Consider the following 14,656-nt stretch of genomic DNA (forward strand, 5'->3'; position numbering starts at 1 on the left):
GCCTCACCGTCACTTAAATCTTCGGGCTCAATTCAAGCCCCTGCCAGGAGCTAAAAATGGCTGCCAAAGACGTAAAATTTTCCCGTGATGCCCGTGAGCGCATGCTGCGCGGCGTCAACATCCTCGCCGACGCAGTGAAGGTCACGCTCGGCCCCAAGGGCCGCAACGTCGTCATCGACAAGTCGTTCGGCGCCCCGCGCATCACCAAGGACGGCGTCACCGTCGCCAAGGAAATCGAGCTTGAAGACAAGTTCGAGAACATGGGCGCGCAGATGGTCCGCGAAGTCGCTTCGAAGACCAACGACATCGCCGGCGACGGCACCACGACCGCGACCGTTCTGGCGCAGTCGATCGTCCAGGAAGGCCACAAGGCGGTTGCCGCCGGCATGAACCCGATGGACCTGAAGCGCGGTATCGACCTCGCGGTAACCGACGTTGTCGCGACGCTGATCAAGAACGCCAAGAAGATCAAGACCTCGGAAGAGGTTGCCCAGGTCGGCACCATCGCCGGCAATGGCGATGCTTCGGTCGGCTCGATGATCGCCGAAGCGATGCAGAAGGTCGGCAATGAGGGCGTCATCACAGTCGAGGAAGCCAAGACCGCCGAAACCGAACTCGAAGTCGTCGAAGGCATGCAGTTCGATCGCGGCTATCTCTCGCCCTACTTCGTCACCAACGCCGACAAGATGGTTGCGGATCTGGAAGACGCTTACATCCTTCTCCACGAGAAGAAGCTCTCCAACCTGCAGGCCATGCTGCCGATCCTCGAGGCTGTCGTGCAGACCTCGAAGCCGCTGGTCATCATCTCGGAAGACGTCGAAGGCGAGGCTCTGGCCACGCTCGTCGTCAACAAGCTGCGTGGCGGCCTGAAGATCGCCGCCGTCAAGGCGCCGGGCTTCGGTGATCGCCGCAAGGCCATGCTGGAAGACATCGCCATCCTCACCGGTGGCCAGGTCATCTCGGAAGACCTCGGCATTAAGCTCGAGAACGTTGGCCTCAACATGCTCGGCCGCGCCAAGAAGGTGTCGATCTCCAAGGAGAACACCACCATCGTCGACGGCGCCGGCAAGAAGGCCGAGATCCAGGGCCGCGTTGCCCAGATCAAGCAGCAGATCGAGGAGACCACCTCGGACTACGACAAGGAGAAGCTGCAGGAACGTCTCGCCAAGCTGGCGGGCGGCGTTGCCGTCATCCGCGTCGGCGGTGCGACCGAGATCGAAGTCAAGGAAAAGAAGGACCGCGTCGATGACGCCCTCAACGCGACCCGCGCGGCCGTCGAAGAAGGCATCGTTCCCGGCGGCGGCGTCGCACTCCTGCGCGCTTCGCTGAACATCAAGGCAACCGGCGCCAACTCCGACCAGACCGCTGGCATCAACATCGTGCGTCGTGCGCTGCAGGCTCCGGCCCGCCAGATCGCGGCCAACGCCGGTGCGGAAGCATCGATCGTTGCCGGCAAGATCCTCGAGAACAAGGGCCCGACCTTCGGCTACAACGCCCAGACCGGCGAATATGGCGACATGATCGCCATGGGTATCGTCGATCCGGTCAAGGTCGTGCGCACGGCTCTCCAGGATGCGGCCTCGGTCGCTGGCCTCTTGGTCACCACCGAAGCCATGATCGCGGAGGCTCCGAAGAAGGAGTCGGCTGGCGGCGGCATGCCAGGCGGCATGGGCGGCGGCATGGGCGGCATGGGCGGCATGGATTTCTAAGGAAATCCATAAGCACGCCCATGAATCTAAGTTGCTCAAGCCCAAGCGGGCTTGAGTGGCGGCATGGATTTCTAATCCACGTTCCATCAGCCTTCAGATACGGAAAGGGCGGCCGAGAGGCCGCCCTTTTTTGTTTGTCATGCACCACAATCGCCGTGCCAGCCTCGATCGGCAGGCGGGACCTCCTGTATCGCTGTACGCTTTGGCAATAGTAACGGCATGGATTGCAGGGCTGGAACCATCTCTGTTCAGCTTTCGGCCCCTCGACAGGACTCCGCGCCGTCCTCAAAAGCGATGAGGCGTGAAGCGTCAACGCGCTGTGACAGCGACCTTTTTGGCAGGCAATGCACTTTCCACCAGCGCGGCGACCTCATCGGCCACCGCCAGCACCGGGGCACGGTCGCGGGTGGCGCGCGCGATCACCATCAGCCCTTCCAGCGATGATTCGACAAGCAACGCCAGAGCGTGGGCGCGGCGCTCAGGCACCGCTGCCCTGACGAAGGCCGCTTGCAGCAAGCCTACCCATTGCTGGAAAGCCGACCGGCATAATTCGGCCAACTCCGGCATGTTGGCCGGCGAGTCCAGCACCACGGGCGCGACCGGACAGCCAAGCGTGAACTGGTTGTCCTCCAGCATGCGTGCCACCGCCTGGTAGATATGGTGGACGGCCACCGCCGGGTCCTGCTCGGCGGCGAGCGCCTCATCCATCCATTGCGTGACCTTTTCGACGCTGTCGCGCGTCACCTCGATGACCAATTGGTCCTTACCGCCCGGAAAATGAAAATAGAGCGATCCTCTCGGCGCGCCGGAGGCGCTCAAAATATCGTTGAGCGAGGTGCCGTGATAGCCGCGCTGCCTCAGCAGCAGCGCCGTCGCTTCGATCATGCGGGTGCGTGTGTCTTTCGCCATGTCAGCCTCTGTCAGGAGACAGCATTATAGGCCTTGCCAAGAATATGACAACCGGTCTATATAATATGTAGATCAGTCTACATACAATCAGGGAGAGATCCAATGACAGTCCGTGAAGCTTCGGCCGAATGGCAAGGCACGCTGAAAGAAGGTTCAGGCCGCTTGCGGCTTGGCAGCGGCGTCTTCGAAGGCGCCTATTCGTTTCCGTCGCGTTTCGAGAATGGCCCCGGCACCAACCCGGAAGAGCTGATCGCCGCCGCACATGCCGGCTGCTTTTCGATGGCGCTGACCGCTATCCTCGGCCGCGACGGCCACGTCGCCCAAAACATCCGCACCATCGCCAAAGTGCATCTCGGCGCAACCGAGGCGGGGCCGACGATCACGCGCATCGAGCTCGAAACCGAGGCGGCGATCACGGATCTGGCAGACGACGAATTCGAGTGCCTTGCGCAGTCCGCCAAGGCAGGCTGCCTCGTCTCGCGCGCGCTTGCCGGCGTGCCCCGCATCACGCTCAAGGCCACGCTCGTCAAGGGTAAATGAAACCAGGAGAATGACGATGACACAGGAGCTTATCATGGACAGGGCTGCGAACGAGCTGTCCGGGCAGACGGCCGAGATCATGCGGCGCTTCAACGACGTGTTCCAGCGCCACGACCCGTCGGCGCTCGCCGAGCTGGTGGCTGAGGATTGCGTGATCGAGAACACCGTGCCGGCGCCGGATGGCGCCCGCTACGCAGGCCGCGAAGCCTGCGTCGGGCTGTGGTCGGCGATCGCCACCCAGGCTGGTACACGCTTCGACGTGGAAGAAACCTTCGTTGCCGGCGAGCGGGCGACGATCCGCTGGCGCTATTTCATGGCCGACGGCAACTCTATCCGCGGCGTCAACCTGATGCGCGTCGAGAGCGGGCGGATCGTCGAGGCGATGGGCTACGTCAAGGGGTAGGGCTTCGCCCGGAAGCCCGCCAGCAGGACGTAGATTTCCGGGCGAGTTGCCATCCGTCTTCCTACGCCGCGGATGGTCCAAACCAGCGGGTCAGCGCTTCGCGAAGGCCCGTCGAAGCCGTGCCGCCAACCCAGGCGACATAACCATCGGGCCGAATCAGCACGGCGCTGGGCGCGCTGACCTCACCGATCACCGGAAGCTGCCACGCTCCATCATAGCGGGCGTCGACAGGGCGGACCCGGTCGGCCCATGGGCTGAGGTCGAAAGCAAGGGGATCGCCAAGATTGAGTAGCACCGGTCGGGCCTCGTGCAGCAGCGTGAAAACCCGCTGCGGACCGGCGTCGGTGGCTAAATCGAGGTCGGGCATGCGGCGGCCAAGCAATAGATGCCCCTCGCCAAAGTCGTAGGCGATATCGAGACCGGACATCATGCCGGCAAAGCGCCGGCGCGGCTCCTCCATGGCAAGAAATTCCGTCATCGTGTCGCGCAGCGCATTAGTGCGCTCGTCTCCGCGGCGCAGCGCAACCGATGCCATCGTGGTGCGCAAAACCCGCGCGGCAACCGGATGACGCTCGGCATGGTAAGTGTCGAGCAGGCTGTCGGGGGAAATCCCTTTCACCACTTGGGCCAGCTTCCAGCCCAGATTTACCGCGTCCTGCACGCCGGTCTGGAGACCTTGGCCACCATCCGGCGAGTGGATATGCGCGGCGTCGCCAGCAAGCAGCACCCGTCCCTTGCGGTAGGACGCCGCTTGCCGGGTCATGTCGGTAAAGCGACCAAGTGATCTCAGATTGTGGACACCATAGTCCGTGCCGTAAATATCGATCAACGCCTGGCTGAGATCGGCGAGCGTGGGTTCGCCCGCGGCATCTGTTTGCCGCTCGGTCACCAGTATGCGCACCACCGGACCGTCCATCCTGCTGAGGCCATGAATGCCGATGGCGTCGCGGCGGATGCCCCATTCCGGTTCGCTTGAAATCTCTGCCTCAGCGATCAAATTGCTGGTCGTCGGGTCCCAACCGGGAAAATCAATACCGGCCGTTTTGCGCACGAGACTCCGCCCGCCATCGCAGCCGACGAGATAATGCGCATGCAGAAACGTGCCGTTGGACAATTCGATGTCGATGCCTGCATCTCTCTCCACGAAGCCCAGCACCTCGAGGCCGCGATAGATCGTAACGCCGAGTTCAGCGACCCATTCAGCCAGTATCTGCTCGATTTGCCTCTGCCACAAAGCGAGCCCGTAATTGTGCCGAGTGGGAAAGTCGCTGATATCCATGGTGACGTCTGCGAACCGGGCCACCTGGGCAGTTTGCCCCTGCGACAGAAACCGGTCGGCAATGCCACGCTGATCGAAAACCTCAATCGTGCGGGCGTGCAGGCCTCCGGCGCGGGAACCGGCAAGGTCCTGGTTGGCGCGACGCTCGACGATGGCGGTATCGATGCCCGCCAGGGCGAGCTCGCCCGCCAGCATCAACCCTGTCGGACCGCCTCCGACAATCAGTATCTGATGGGAAATCGCCATGCGATCGGCACTACTGCTATCCAAGCGCCCGGCGTCGCGAGCGCCTATTTCGAATTGTTGCATGATTTTGAGCCCTCTTTCAGTCAGGGCTCCGCAATCTAAGCATAAAAAGCCGAATGCCAATTCTTGATCTTAATTGGTTCGGCCCCATCTATTAAAGCAAGGAGGCGCGACAGCCGTCGCCACCCACGAAATTCCCCAGCAAATGCGATGATCAACCGCCCACCCGGCAGCTTGGCTTACCTCTCGGTCAGCGCCAGTTTGGCGCCAAGCATGACGAAGGCGCCGGCGAAGGTTCGGCGCATCCAGATCAGCACCATCGGCCGCGACACAACATGGCTGCGGATCGAGGCGGCGAAGATGCCGTAGCCGACAAAGACGACGAAGGTCAAAAGCATGAAGGCGGTGCTGAGCTCCAGCATCTTCGACAGCGCGTACGGTTCGGTGGTGCTGACGAACTGCGGCAGGAAGGCGAAGAAGAAGATCGACAGCTTCGGGTTGAGGATATTGATGAGGATGCCCGAGGTGATGACCTTGCCGACCGAGCGCGGCGCGACATCCTGCCCAACGTTCAAGCCGCCGCTCTCCTTCAGCGTATTCCAGGCCATATAGAGCAGGTAGGCGACGCCCAGATATTTGATCGTCTCAAAGGCAAGTGCGCTGGTGTGCAGCAGCGCCGCCAGCCCGGTGATGGCCGCCGCCATATGCGGGATGATACCGAGCGTGCAGCCGAAAGCAGCGATGATGCTGGCGCGCGCGCCACGCGAAAGCCCGGCGCTCAGCGTATAGAGAACGCCGGTGCCGGGCGAAGCCACGACAATCAGCGACGTCAACAAGAATTCGATGGTCACGATTGATCCTCCGCTGTCCTGCCCGGCGGGAAGGTATCCAGTCAGGGCTCGCCGCACAAGCTGTGGTGGAGGGAGGCGATCGGCAGCTCCACCGGCAATCCATGCGCCCTGCGCGCCATCAGGCAATCGTCGCCACCGGGCATGCAGGCACGGCAGACGTCCGGTCGGACCTCGTAGATGCCGCAAGCGGTCGACTTGCCGACCTCGCCGGAAAGTGCCGAACAGCGCACGCCGTCGCAGCGCATGCCGGCTTCGTCGGCCGCCACGTATTTCTGCGGGATCCGGTCGAGCTGCGCGTCATCCTCGGTCGAAAAGCGCGGCCATTCGGCCGAATAGGAACAGCAGGCGCCGCAGCTCTGGCAGTTGAAGAGAGGAGCGACGCCCTCCCCCAGAGACGAAAAATCTCCGGCGTTCGCGAGGGCAAGCAGCCCTGACGCAACGGGATCCAGATCGGCTTTTCGCGGCAAGGAGGCTATTTCTTCTTCCTGGTCTTGCGCGACGCCACTTCCGCCGGCGACTTGAACAGATCGGCCGCGGCCTCGGCGGTAACGTCGGCTTTCGGCGCGGCGGCCGGCTTGGCGGTGGCAGCGGATGCTGCCGGCTGATCCTTGGCGGAGAATTTTATGGCCATATCAATCCTCGTCGGAGAAACGCGATGATGGCGCATTCGGGTTGCGAAGGCGGCCGATCAGCGCCGAGACCGCCGTGATGTTCATTTCCTCGGGCGACCAGTTCCTGGCCTCCTCGATGTGCCGGGGCGCCAGTTCGCGATGCGTGCTGCCGCTATAGGCGGCATCCTGATGGGTGACCCGCTCATGGGTCTTGGCATTTTCGCGGACATACTCGATCAGGTAGTTCGGGCATTCGGAGCGACCACGCACGCCAAGGCGGACCTGGGCATCGCCATGGGCGCGCTTGCAGCGCTCGAGCTTTTCGAGCACGCGCCGGACATATTCGACCGGCTTGTCGAGCTCTCCTACGACATCGGCGATGGTCGAATCGGCGGCGATCGCCTTTTGCGGGACGCGCTTGGTAGCCATCAGCGCTTGCCCACGCGCTTCGACAAGGCGGCGAGCGCGGCGGCGGCAGCCATATCGTCGGCTTCCTTTTCCAGGCGCAGTTCGCGCAGTCGCGCGGTCTTGGCTTCCCGGGCCTGGCTGGCGGCATCCTGTTCGGAAATGATGCGGTTGAGCGACATGGACTGGGTCTGAGTCTTGCTGAAGATGGATTCGGCCAGGTCGCGGGATTTCTTTGAAGTGGCGGTCAAGGTCTTTCTCCCGGTTCGGAGCGTAATGCCGCAAATGGCGAGACCGGTCTTTCGACCAGGACCACGCACAAAGCAATACGGCAGTCGGATTCAAATTGCTGAAGCACCCTTAACACGTTCAAGCAAACGCGCGGTGCTCTTTTCGAACTTTGAAGCGCCCCAAATGCAAAAGGCCAGGCATTGCCTGACCTTCCGCTGGAGCGCCGCGCATCCACATGAACGCGCTGGCACTTTCTCATTCTGCGCATGATCCTTCCGGAAACTGATGTTTCCGGGGCCATGCGCGAAATTCGCCATTCACCAATGCCAGTACATCCGTGGTCACCGGGGAGGCTGAATTCCGTTTTAGGCCGCCTTCAACTGATCGGCGGACATCTTGCCCGACTTGTTGTCGCGGACCATCTCGTAGCCGAGCTTCTGGCCCTCGACGATGTCGCGCATTCCGGCACGCTCTACGGCCGAGATGTGGACAAAAACGTCGGCCGAGCCGTCGTCAGGCTGAATAAAACCAAAACCCTTGGTGGCGTTGAACCATTTAACTGTGCCTGTGCTCATAACGAACCCTTTCCGTGGCAAATATTCGTTCGCCGTCATGCGAATGCACAACAGCGTTTGTCTCGATTTTGATGGGGGAAGTTCGTCAAAGGCGCGCCTAGGCACGCGGATAACAAAAGTCAGTCAAACAAATATCGACGAATTTCTTATAGACTTCTTTTGGCGCCGTGTCAATTTTTGCTTTCGCCACCGGACGGACCGGTCACCGTAAGCCTGGCTGAGGCAGGAGATTCGATGGCGGATTTGGCACCGAAATCGATCGAGCGCAGCTGTTGAAAAAATGCGCCATACCGGGAACCATTTTGGCGTCCGTGCATTTTGGGTATCGTCAGCAGTTCACGAGAGCAATCTCCGGAAAGGCTGACACAAAGGACGCCTCCCGGGCAATAAAACGCGCGAGGGGCGTTCTTTTATGGTGAGCGGCGATCGCCGCTTAACCGCCGGCGGGCCGGATCGGGCTCCGGCCCTGTCCCCTTCGCCACCTCCGCGGGCCGTGGGCTCGGAACCGAAAAACCAGCCGCCCGTTTCCCAAACGGCAAATTGATTCCAGGAGATGCGGCCCATGGTGAACAAGGATCAGGTTGCGGGCATGGTCAAGCAGGTCAAAGGTTCGGTGAAGAAAGCCGCCGGCAAGGCCACCGGCAACAGGCGCATCGAGGCTGAAGGCTCGGCCGACAAGATCGCCGGCAAATTGCAGAAGACCTATGGCGACGTGAAGGACAGGGTCAGGAAGGCGCTCTGATCCGTGCGCGGCTGTTTCGATAGCGATGAGGAAGGCGGCTTGGCCTCCTGTTTGCCTCAGTTGATGCCGTTAGAAGTTCAGGCTCTTCGAGAAAGCGTTGGCGAAAGCGACCTCGCCATGGTCGCCAACAGCTTCGCCAAGCACCACGTCTATGCCGTCGCCGGTTACCCGCGCCAGCGCGAAGCCGCCCATATAGGCAGCCTTGGGCTTGAACAAATCGAGCCCATCGCTGCGGTAGATCATCGGTGTCTCATGCTGGTGGCCATGGAAAATGCCGATGACATTGTAACCCTTCAGTGCTGTCAGCAGCGCCTGCCGGTCCGCCGCGCTCCACCAATGCGGAGCGCCAGTGCCGTCATCGTCGAAGGTGCTTTTGGCGGCATCCCACCGTTCGATCGAAAAAACATCCCAACCGTAGTGCTGGAACAGGATGACCGGGCGGCCGTCCGCCGCGTGGGCCGCCAGATCCTGCTTCAGCCATGGTAGGCCGGATGCCGCGCCGTGGCCGGTGTCGCCGGCAAAACGGTGCGTTTGCACGAGATGCAGGCCGCCCCAGTCCCATGAATAGCAGTCGGTGTCGACATCGTAATCGGTCACCGGCACCGGCGGCTTGAAGAACACGCCGGAGCGGTGATTGACCTCGACGTAGTCGCGCATTTCGCGGCGGTACCAGTCGACGTGCTGCGGCGGGCCGTTCTGGTCGAGATCGTGGTTGCCGAGCCCGACATAGACCGGCACATGCACGCGATCGGGGCCGACACCCTCCTGGTAACGCTGGCTGAACTGAAGGAGCTGCGTGCCTTCGCTGGGCTGGGTGACCTGGCCGCCGCCGTCGTCGGTCATGTCGCCGCCGACGACGAGGCCGAGCGGCGTGCCGATGCGGCTGCCGGCCGAGCGCAGGCCGGTGGCGATGCGGTTGATTTCGGCCGGCCACTCCTTTTCGCCAAGGCCGTTCAACGCGACAACACTGCGCAGCAAAGCGGCGTCGGTCTTGCCTTCCTGCTGGCAATTGGGACTCAGCCCGCTGGCCATGCGGCAGGCATGGACATCGGCGACGAACAGGAAGGTGGCGTCGACAGGCTGCCGGGTCTGACCAAGGGCCGGCCGCGCAAGGGCGCCGGCCGCGGCAAACCCCGCCGCCTGCGCCAAGAAGCTGCGCCGGGAGAGTGATCCTGCCGAGATGGAATTCATGGCGCGAAGTTCAGCACAGCCAGCGCCTCTTCGTCCAGTTGCCCCGAACGGAATGTCGACACGGTGCCGCAGGTCTGGCATTTCTTTCGGTGTCTGAACTCAACTTCTACGGGCAGAGGAGGACGCTATGAAGACTATATCCATCGGCACGACACTCACCATCCTGGCGAGCGCCGCTCACGGTGCGGAGTGCATCGACGCCAAGGCAGCCAAAGCCGGCTTTATTCTCGAAAGGCCCGGCATCCACAGCGAGTTTCGGCCGGCGGCGGGTGGAATGGTGTCGGTTGCCAACAGATACGAGTCTCAATCGCCGCAGACGCAGTTTCTGTTCGGCGGTCTGATCGAGGTGTTTCGCGACAGCGAGACCGGTCAGCTTGCCGTGATCCCGTTTTCCGATCTCAGAAAGCTGTTTCCGCTCAAGGCCGGGGCGAAAAGCAAGACCGTGTTCGTCCGTCTCGCACCCAACAAACAACCGAAGGGCACCGAGACGCTCGAGATCGACGTCAAAGGCAAGGAGACGTTCAGCCTGGGCGACTGCAAATACAACGTGCTCACTGTCAGGCAGACGATCAAGAATGAGGCCGGCAAGACAGAGGATGAATTCACCGCGCTCTACGCGCCCGACCTGCAGGCCGTTCTGGCCAGGCGCTATGACGAGGGCACCAGCGGCGAAAGCGTGGTCGGCTACGAGACGATCAAGCCATTGGCGGAGTAGCCCCCTCAGCCTTCCCACCCCTCCGTCCCGTAGGCCAGAGGGGTGTTGTCCCCGAAATCAAAGGCTTCCGGAGCGCAGCAGCACCCGGCGACGTCGCTTCGCTCTTGCCGGGACAGCTCCCGGCTCCAGCGCCATCAGGCAATCGCGCAGCACAGCAGAATCCTGCGTCGTCTTGGCCATCGACATGGCGCCGGAATAGGTGGCGACCGCTAGTGCTGCGAAGCGCTGCGGGTCGATGCCCTGCTCCCTGCCCGCTTGCTGATCGGCCCTGATCTTATCGGCAATCGCCGCGCGCCATGCCGAAAAGATGCCGGCAAGGGCAGTGCGAAAATCCGGATCGGCGAGCGATAGTTCGTGCGCCAGATTGTTGAGCGGGCAGCCGCGCACGAAACCCTGCTGTTCCAGTTCCGCCGCCACGGTGTCGAACACCTTGCGTATACCCTCGCGCGCCGAGCCTGCCGCCTGCACCGGGGCGATCCATGTTTCTTCCACGGCCGCCGCCACCCGCTCCTCGATCACCGCCAGCGCCAGCGCCTTCTTGGTCGGGAAATGATGGTGCAGCGCGCCACCGGTGACATCAGCCGCCGCCATCAGGTCGCCGATGCTGGAAGCGTGGTAGCCGCGCGCCTGAAAGGAGGCTTCGGCGACATCGAGCACGCGTTTGCGCAGACCTTCCGGGTCGTTAGTGCGTTTCCCGGGCAACGCCTTTGGGCGAGTGATCATCTCTGCTGACATGTCCTAGAGATAGCAGATTGACAAAACAGGACAACCGGTCTGTTTTATAAAACAGGATGACTATCCTGTTTTGGAGATTGCGCGATGAGCCCGCCCCTGAATGTCCCGTTGAAGTCCGGCCTCAATGCCTCGCCGGTCGTCGAGCTCAGGCAATACACGCTGAAACCTGGCCGGCGCGATGCGCTGATCAGTATCTTCGACCGTCACCTGATCGAGGGCCAGGAAACCGCTGGGATGACCATCATTGGCCAGTTCCGCGATCTCGACCGGCCTGACATGTTCGTCTGGCTGCGCGGCTTCGACGGCATGGAAGCGAGGAAAAATGCACTGGCTGCGTTCTACGAGGGGCCCGTGTGGGCTGCCTGGCGCGATGCCGCCAATGCCACCATGATTGACTCCGACGACGTGCTGTTGCTGAAACCCGCATGGCCGGGCGCGGGCTTCGACCTGACTGGCTCGCAACGAGCGGCTTTTCAGGATCACGAAAAGCCGAGCAGAAACAATCGTTTGTCGGGTATCGTTGTCATCAAGATTCATCATCTGCGGCCTGATGCCGAAGCCGACTTCGCCAGCCGCTTCGAAACCGACGCCATTCCTGTCTTGGCGGCACTTGGAGCGCGGCCGCTTGCTGCTTTCGTCACCGAGCATGCCGAAAACAGCTTTCCACGCCTGCCGGTCCGCTTAGGTGAAAACGTTTTTATCAGTGTCGCGGGCTTCGACAGTACGGACGCCCATGCAAGCTTTGAAGCGGCGCTTGCCGGTTCTCCGGAGTGGCAGGCATTGCAGCAGAAGGTCCAGACATGTCTGGCGGGATCGACCGAGACCTTGCGCCTATCTCCGACCTCACGATCGTTGCTTGTTGGGTAAGAGGCGCTCTTCAAACCGATTTGCATTCTTATCGCTCGCAATCTTCGCTTGAAGGCTTTTGTGCAACGCGATAGGCCGTTTGCAAAATTGCAAGCCGGAGAGACCAAGTGAGCGCGCCAGAGACCAGAACCGAAACCGACACGTTCGGTCCCATCGAGGTCGCCGCCGACCGCTACTGGGGCGCGCAGGCGCAGCGTTCCCTAGGCAATTTCAAAATCGGCTGGGAAAAGCAGCCGACGTCGATCGTTCGCGCGCTCGGCATCGTCAAGCGCGCGGCGGCCGAAGCCAATATGGAGCTGAAGCGGCTCGACCCGGCTATCGGCAAGGCGATCATAGAAGCCTCCCAGGAAGTCATCGACGGCAAGCTCAACGATCATTTCCCGCTGGTCGTCTGGCAGACCGGCTCGGGCACACAGTCCAACATGAACGCCAACGAGGTGATCTCCAATCGGGCGATCGAGCTGCTGGGCGGCGTCCTCGGGTCGAAGAAGCCAGTACACCCCAACGACCACGTCAATATGAGCCAGTCGTCGAACGATACCTATCCGACGGCCATGCACATCGCCTGCGCCGAACGCATCGTGCACGACCTGTTGCCGGGGCTGAAACATTTGCATGCGGCGCTCGAAGCCAAGACCAAAGCTTTCGCCCACATCATCAAGATCGGCCGCACGCATACGCAGGACGCGACGCCCCTCACCCTTGGCCAGGAATTCTCCGGCTATGCAGCGCAGGTCGCCTCGTCAATTAAGCGCATCGAGATGACGCTGCCCGGCCTGCAGGAACTGGCACAGGGCGGCACCGCCGTCGGCACCGGCCTCAATGCGCCGGTCGGCTTTGCCGAAAAGGTGGCGGCGCGCATCGCTGAGATCACCGGCATCGGCTTCGTCACCGCGCCGAACAAGTTCGAGGCGCTGGCGGCCCATGATTCCATGGTGTTCTCGCACGGCGCCATCAACGCCTGCGCCGGCGCCCTGTTCAAGATTGCCAACGACATTCGCCTGCTCGGCTCCGGCCCGCGCTCCGGCCTTGGTGAACTGTCGCTGCCGGAAAACGAGCCGGGTTCGTCGATCATGCCGGGCAAGGTCAACCCCACCCAGTGCGAGGCGTTGACGCAGGTCTGCATTCAGGTGTTCGGCAACAATGCGGCTGTGACCTTCGCCGGCAGTCAGGGCCATTTCGAGCTCAACGTCTACAATCCGCTGATGGCCTATAATTTCCTGCAGTCAGTGCAGCTGCTCGCCGACGCCGCCATCTCGTTTACCGACAATTGCGTCGTCGGCATCGAGGCGCGGGAAGACAACATCAAGGCTGCCCTCGACCGTTCGCTGATGCTGGTGACGGCATTGGCGCCGACCATCGGCTACGACAACGCCGCCAAGATCGCCAAGACCGCGCACAAGAACGGTACGACCTTGCGCGAGGAAGCGCTGGCCACCGGGCTGGTCAGCGAAGCCGACTACGACCGCCTGGTGCGGCCGGAGGACATGACACATCCCGGGTGACGGCACGTCATCCCGGATGATTTTTGCGCTGATCGCAAAAACGTTACTGCGGTGAACGATCTGTAACCGAATCCACATCTTTGGTGAACAGTCGACCTGCTCTATCTCAGCGGCACTACAACCCGTTCCGGAGAGAGTCACCATGTCCACCAACACATCCGTTGCCGGTTCCGGCACCGTTTCCAACGCCTCAGCCACCATCCTGCTTGGCCGTGTCCTGCTTTCAGTCATCTTCGTGCTTTCCGGTTTCGGCAAGCTCACTGCGATCGCCGGCACCGCCGGCTACTTCGGCAGCATGGGCCTGCCGATGCCGACCGTAACGGCTGTTGTCGTCGGCCTGCTCGAGCTGCTCGGCGGCCTTGCTATACTGATCGGTTTCCAGACCCGGGTCGTTGCCTGGGTGCTGGCGGTCTTCACAGTCGCTACCGGGCTGGTCGCCCACACCGGCTGGGCCGATCAGATGCAGATGATCAGCTTCATGAAGAACCTGGCGATTGCCGGCGGCTTCCTCGTGCTGGCTTCCTCGGGCGCCGGCGCCTATTCGGTCGGCGCCAAGCGCAGCTGAAGCAAGCTAAATAGCTGTTGCAGCAAGGGGCGCGGAATTTTCCGTGCCCCTTTTTCGTTGTCGGTTTATGCCCGTCGATCTGCTGGCCGGAACTTTGCTAGGATCGGCCCTCGGCAAAGACCAATCGGTCGCCAAGATCGGAGCTGACGATGCCCCGCAATGCGCTGCTTCTGCTTTCCCGTCTTCTGCTCGCCGCCCTGTTCGTTCCGTCCGGCTTCCACGCGCTCAGCGACGTTGCCGGCACATCGGGCTATTTTGCCGGCCTCGGCCTGCCGCTGCCGACACTCGTAGCCTGGGCGACGGGCCTGTTCGAGCTGATCGCCGGACTGCTCATCCTCGTCGGCCTCAACACCTCGATCGTAGCGCTCCTTCTTGCCGCCTTTTGCATCGCGGCAGGCGTCATCGGCCATTATGGCCAGGGCGGCGGCGATCCGACGCTGACCTTCATGCATTCACAGATGCTGATGAAGGACATCGCCCTATCAGGCGGTTTTCTGGCGCTGGCGATGGCAGGTGCCGGCACTTATTCGATCGACGGGCGGGCGTTTGTGACCGGTGCCGGCGCAACTTGACGACT

19 protein-coding genes are annotated in these 14,656 nt (G+C 62.0%); 9 read left to right on the forward strand and 10 right to left on the reverse strand.

Annotated elements, in window-relative coordinates; translation table 11 throughout:
• Positions 1-56 precede the first annotated feature (56 nt).
• Positions 57-1,709 carry a chaperonin GroEL gene (groL, locus tag ABID19_RS26785; RefSeq protein ID WP_354493915.1) on the forward strand — a complete coding sequence of 551 codons (1,653 nt, stop codon included), beginning with the start codon at positions 57-59 and terminating at the stop codon, positions 1,707-1,709.
• Between the two features lie 309 nt (positions 1,710-2,018).
• On the opposite strand, the gene ABID19_RS26790 is transcribed toward groL, so the two are convergent.
• Positions 2,019-2,618 carry a TetR/AcrR family transcriptional regulator gene (locus ABID19_RS26790; RefSeq protein WP_354493916.1) on the reverse strand — a complete coding sequence of 200 codons (600 nt, stop codon included), beginning with the start codon at positions 2,616-2,618 and terminating at the stop codon, positions 2,019-2,021.
• A 102-nt stretch (positions 2,619-2,720) separates the two neighbouring features.
• On the opposite strand from ABID19_RS26790, the gene ABID19_RS26795 reads away from it, so the two are divergent.
• Entirely contained in the window at positions 2,721-3,158 is a 438-nt protein-coding gene (locus tag ABID19_RS26795; RefSeq protein WP_354493917.1) for an OsmC family protein, read from the forward strand.
• A 16-nt stretch (positions 3,159-3,174) separates the two neighbouring features.
• Positions 3,175-3,561 (forward strand): nuclear transport factor 2 family protein, encoded by a 387-nt coding sequence (locus tag ABID19_RS26800; protein WP_354493918.1) that lies wholly within the window; start codon positions 3,175-3,177, stop codon positions 3,559-3,561.
• Positions 3,562-3,622: 61 nt separating this feature from the next.
• Here the strand turns inward: ABID19_RS26800 and ABID19_RS26805 are convergent, their stop codons facing one another.
• The 7 genes from ABID19_RS26805 to ABID19_RS26835 all read right to left on the reverse strand — a co-directional run bounded on the left by ABID19_RS26805 (position 3,623) and on the right by ABID19_RS26835 (position 7,759).
• Positions 3,623-5,086, reverse strand: a complete 1,464-nt coding sequence (locus ABID19_RS26805; RefSeq protein WP_354493919.1) for an FAD-dependent monooxygenase — start codon at positions 5,084-5,086, stop codon at positions 3,623-3,625.
• A 239-nt stretch (positions 5,087-5,325) separates the two neighbouring features.
• Positions 5,326-5,937, reverse strand: a complete 612-nt coding sequence (locus ABID19_RS26810) for a LysE family translocator (protein WP_354493920.1) — start codon at positions 5,935-5,937, stop codon at positions 5,326-5,328.
• Positions 5,938-5,978: 41 nt separating this feature from the next.
• Positions 5,979-6,404, reverse strand: a complete 426-nt coding sequence (locus tag ABID19_RS26815) for a YkgJ family cysteine cluster protein (RefSeq protein ID WP_354493921.1) — start codon at positions 6,402-6,404, stop codon at positions 5,979-5,981.
• A gap of 5 nt (positions 6,405-6,409) precedes the next feature.
• On the reverse strand, positions 6,410-6,568 hold the full coding sequence (locus ABID19_RS26820; RefSeq protein ID WP_354493922.1) for a hypothetical protein: 159 nt from the start codon (positions 6,566-6,568) through the stop codon (positions 6,410-6,412).
• A 1-nt stretch (position 6,569) separates the two neighbouring features.
• Positions 6,570-6,977 carry a hypothetical protein gene (locus tag ABID19_RS26825; RefSeq protein ID WP_029354216.1) on the reverse strand — a complete coding sequence of 136 codons (408 nt, stop codon included), beginning with the start codon at positions 6,975-6,977 and terminating at the stop codon, positions 6,570-6,572.
• Positions 6,977-7,204 (reverse strand): hypothetical protein, encoded by a 228-nt coding sequence (locus ABID19_RS26830; protein ID WP_354493923.1) that lies wholly within the window; start codon positions 7,202-7,204, stop codon positions 6,977-6,979. Before ABID19_RS26830 ends, ABID19_RS26825 begins: the two co-directional genes overlap by 1 nt.
• A 345-nt stretch (positions 7,205-7,549) precedes the next feature.
• Positions 7,550-7,759 (reverse strand): cold-shock protein, encoded by a 210-nt coding sequence (locus ABID19_RS26835; protein WP_010915421.1) that lies wholly within the window; start codon positions 7,757-7,759, stop codon positions 7,550-7,552.
• A gap of 553 nt (positions 7,760-8,312) precedes the next feature.
• On the opposite strand from ABID19_RS26835, the gene ABID19_RS26840 reads away from it, so the two are divergent.
• Complete coding sequence (locus ABID19_RS26840; RefSeq protein WP_354493924.1) at positions 8,313-8,501, forward strand: CsbD family protein; 189 nt, start codon at positions 8,313-8,315, stop codon at positions 8,499-8,501.
• Positions 8,502-8,570: 69 nt separating this feature from the next.
• On the opposite strand, the gene ABID19_RS26845 is transcribed toward ABID19_RS26840, so the two are convergent.
• On the reverse strand, positions 8,571-9,692 hold the full coding sequence (locus ABID19_RS26845) for a metallophosphoesterase (RefSeq protein WP_354493925.1): 1,122 nt from the start codon (positions 9,690-9,692) through the stop codon (positions 8,571-8,573).
• A 127-nt stretch (positions 9,693-9,819) separates the two neighbouring features.
• Here ABID19_RS26845 and ABID19_RS26850 point away from each other — a divergent pair, with 127 nt between their 5' ends.
• Positions 9,820-10,407 (forward strand): hypothetical protein, encoded by a 588-nt coding sequence (locus tag ABID19_RS26850; RefSeq protein ID WP_354493926.1) that lies wholly within the window; start codon positions 9,820-9,822, stop codon positions 10,405-10,407.
• 57 nt (positions 10,408-10,464) lie between these two features.
• Here the strand turns inward: ABID19_RS26850 and ABID19_RS26855 are convergent, their stop codons facing one another.
• A complete protein-coding gene (locus ABID19_RS26855) occupies positions 10,465-11,130 on the reverse strand; it encodes a TetR/AcrR family transcriptional regulator (RefSeq protein WP_354493927.1) in 666 nt (221 codons plus the stop codon).
• 96 nt (positions 11,131-11,226) lie between these two features.
• Here ABID19_RS26855 and ABID19_RS26860 point away from each other — a divergent pair, with 96 nt between their 5' ends.
• The 4 genes from ABID19_RS26860 (at position 11,227) to ABID19_RS26875 (ending at position 14,651) form a co-directional block, all read left to right on the forward strand.
• The gene (locus ABID19_RS26860; RefSeq protein WP_354493928.1) at positions 11,227-12,009 is read left to right on the forward strand and encodes an NIPSNAP family protein; all 783 of its coding nucleotides are present in this window, start codon (positions 11,227-11,229) and stop codon (positions 12,007-12,009) included.
• A gap of 107 nt (positions 12,010-12,116) precedes the next feature.
• Positions 12,117-13,514: a class II fumarate hydratase gene (fumC, locus tag ABID19_RS26865; protein ID WP_354493929.1), complete on the forward strand. Its 1,398-nt coding sequence runs from the start codon at positions 12,117-12,119 to the stop codon at positions 13,512-13,514.
• 142 nt (positions 13,515-13,656) lie between these two features.
• Positions 13,657-14,079, forward strand: a complete 423-nt coding sequence (locus tag ABID19_RS26870; RefSeq protein ID WP_354493930.1) for a DoxX family protein — start codon at positions 13,657-13,659, stop codon at positions 14,077-14,079.
• A 149-nt stretch (positions 14,080-14,228) separates the two neighbouring features.
• Entirely contained in the window at positions 14,229-14,651 is a 423-nt protein-coding gene (locus ABID19_RS26875) for a DoxX family protein (protein WP_354493931.1), read from the forward strand.
• Positions 14,652-14,656: the final 5 nt, after the last annotated feature.

Source organism: Mesorhizobium robiniae, assembly GCF_040545535.1.
In the GTDB taxonomy this organism is placed as follows: Bacteria; Pseudomonadota; Alphaproteobacteria; order Rhizobiales; family Rhizobiaceae; genus Mesorhizobium; species Mesorhizobium robiniae.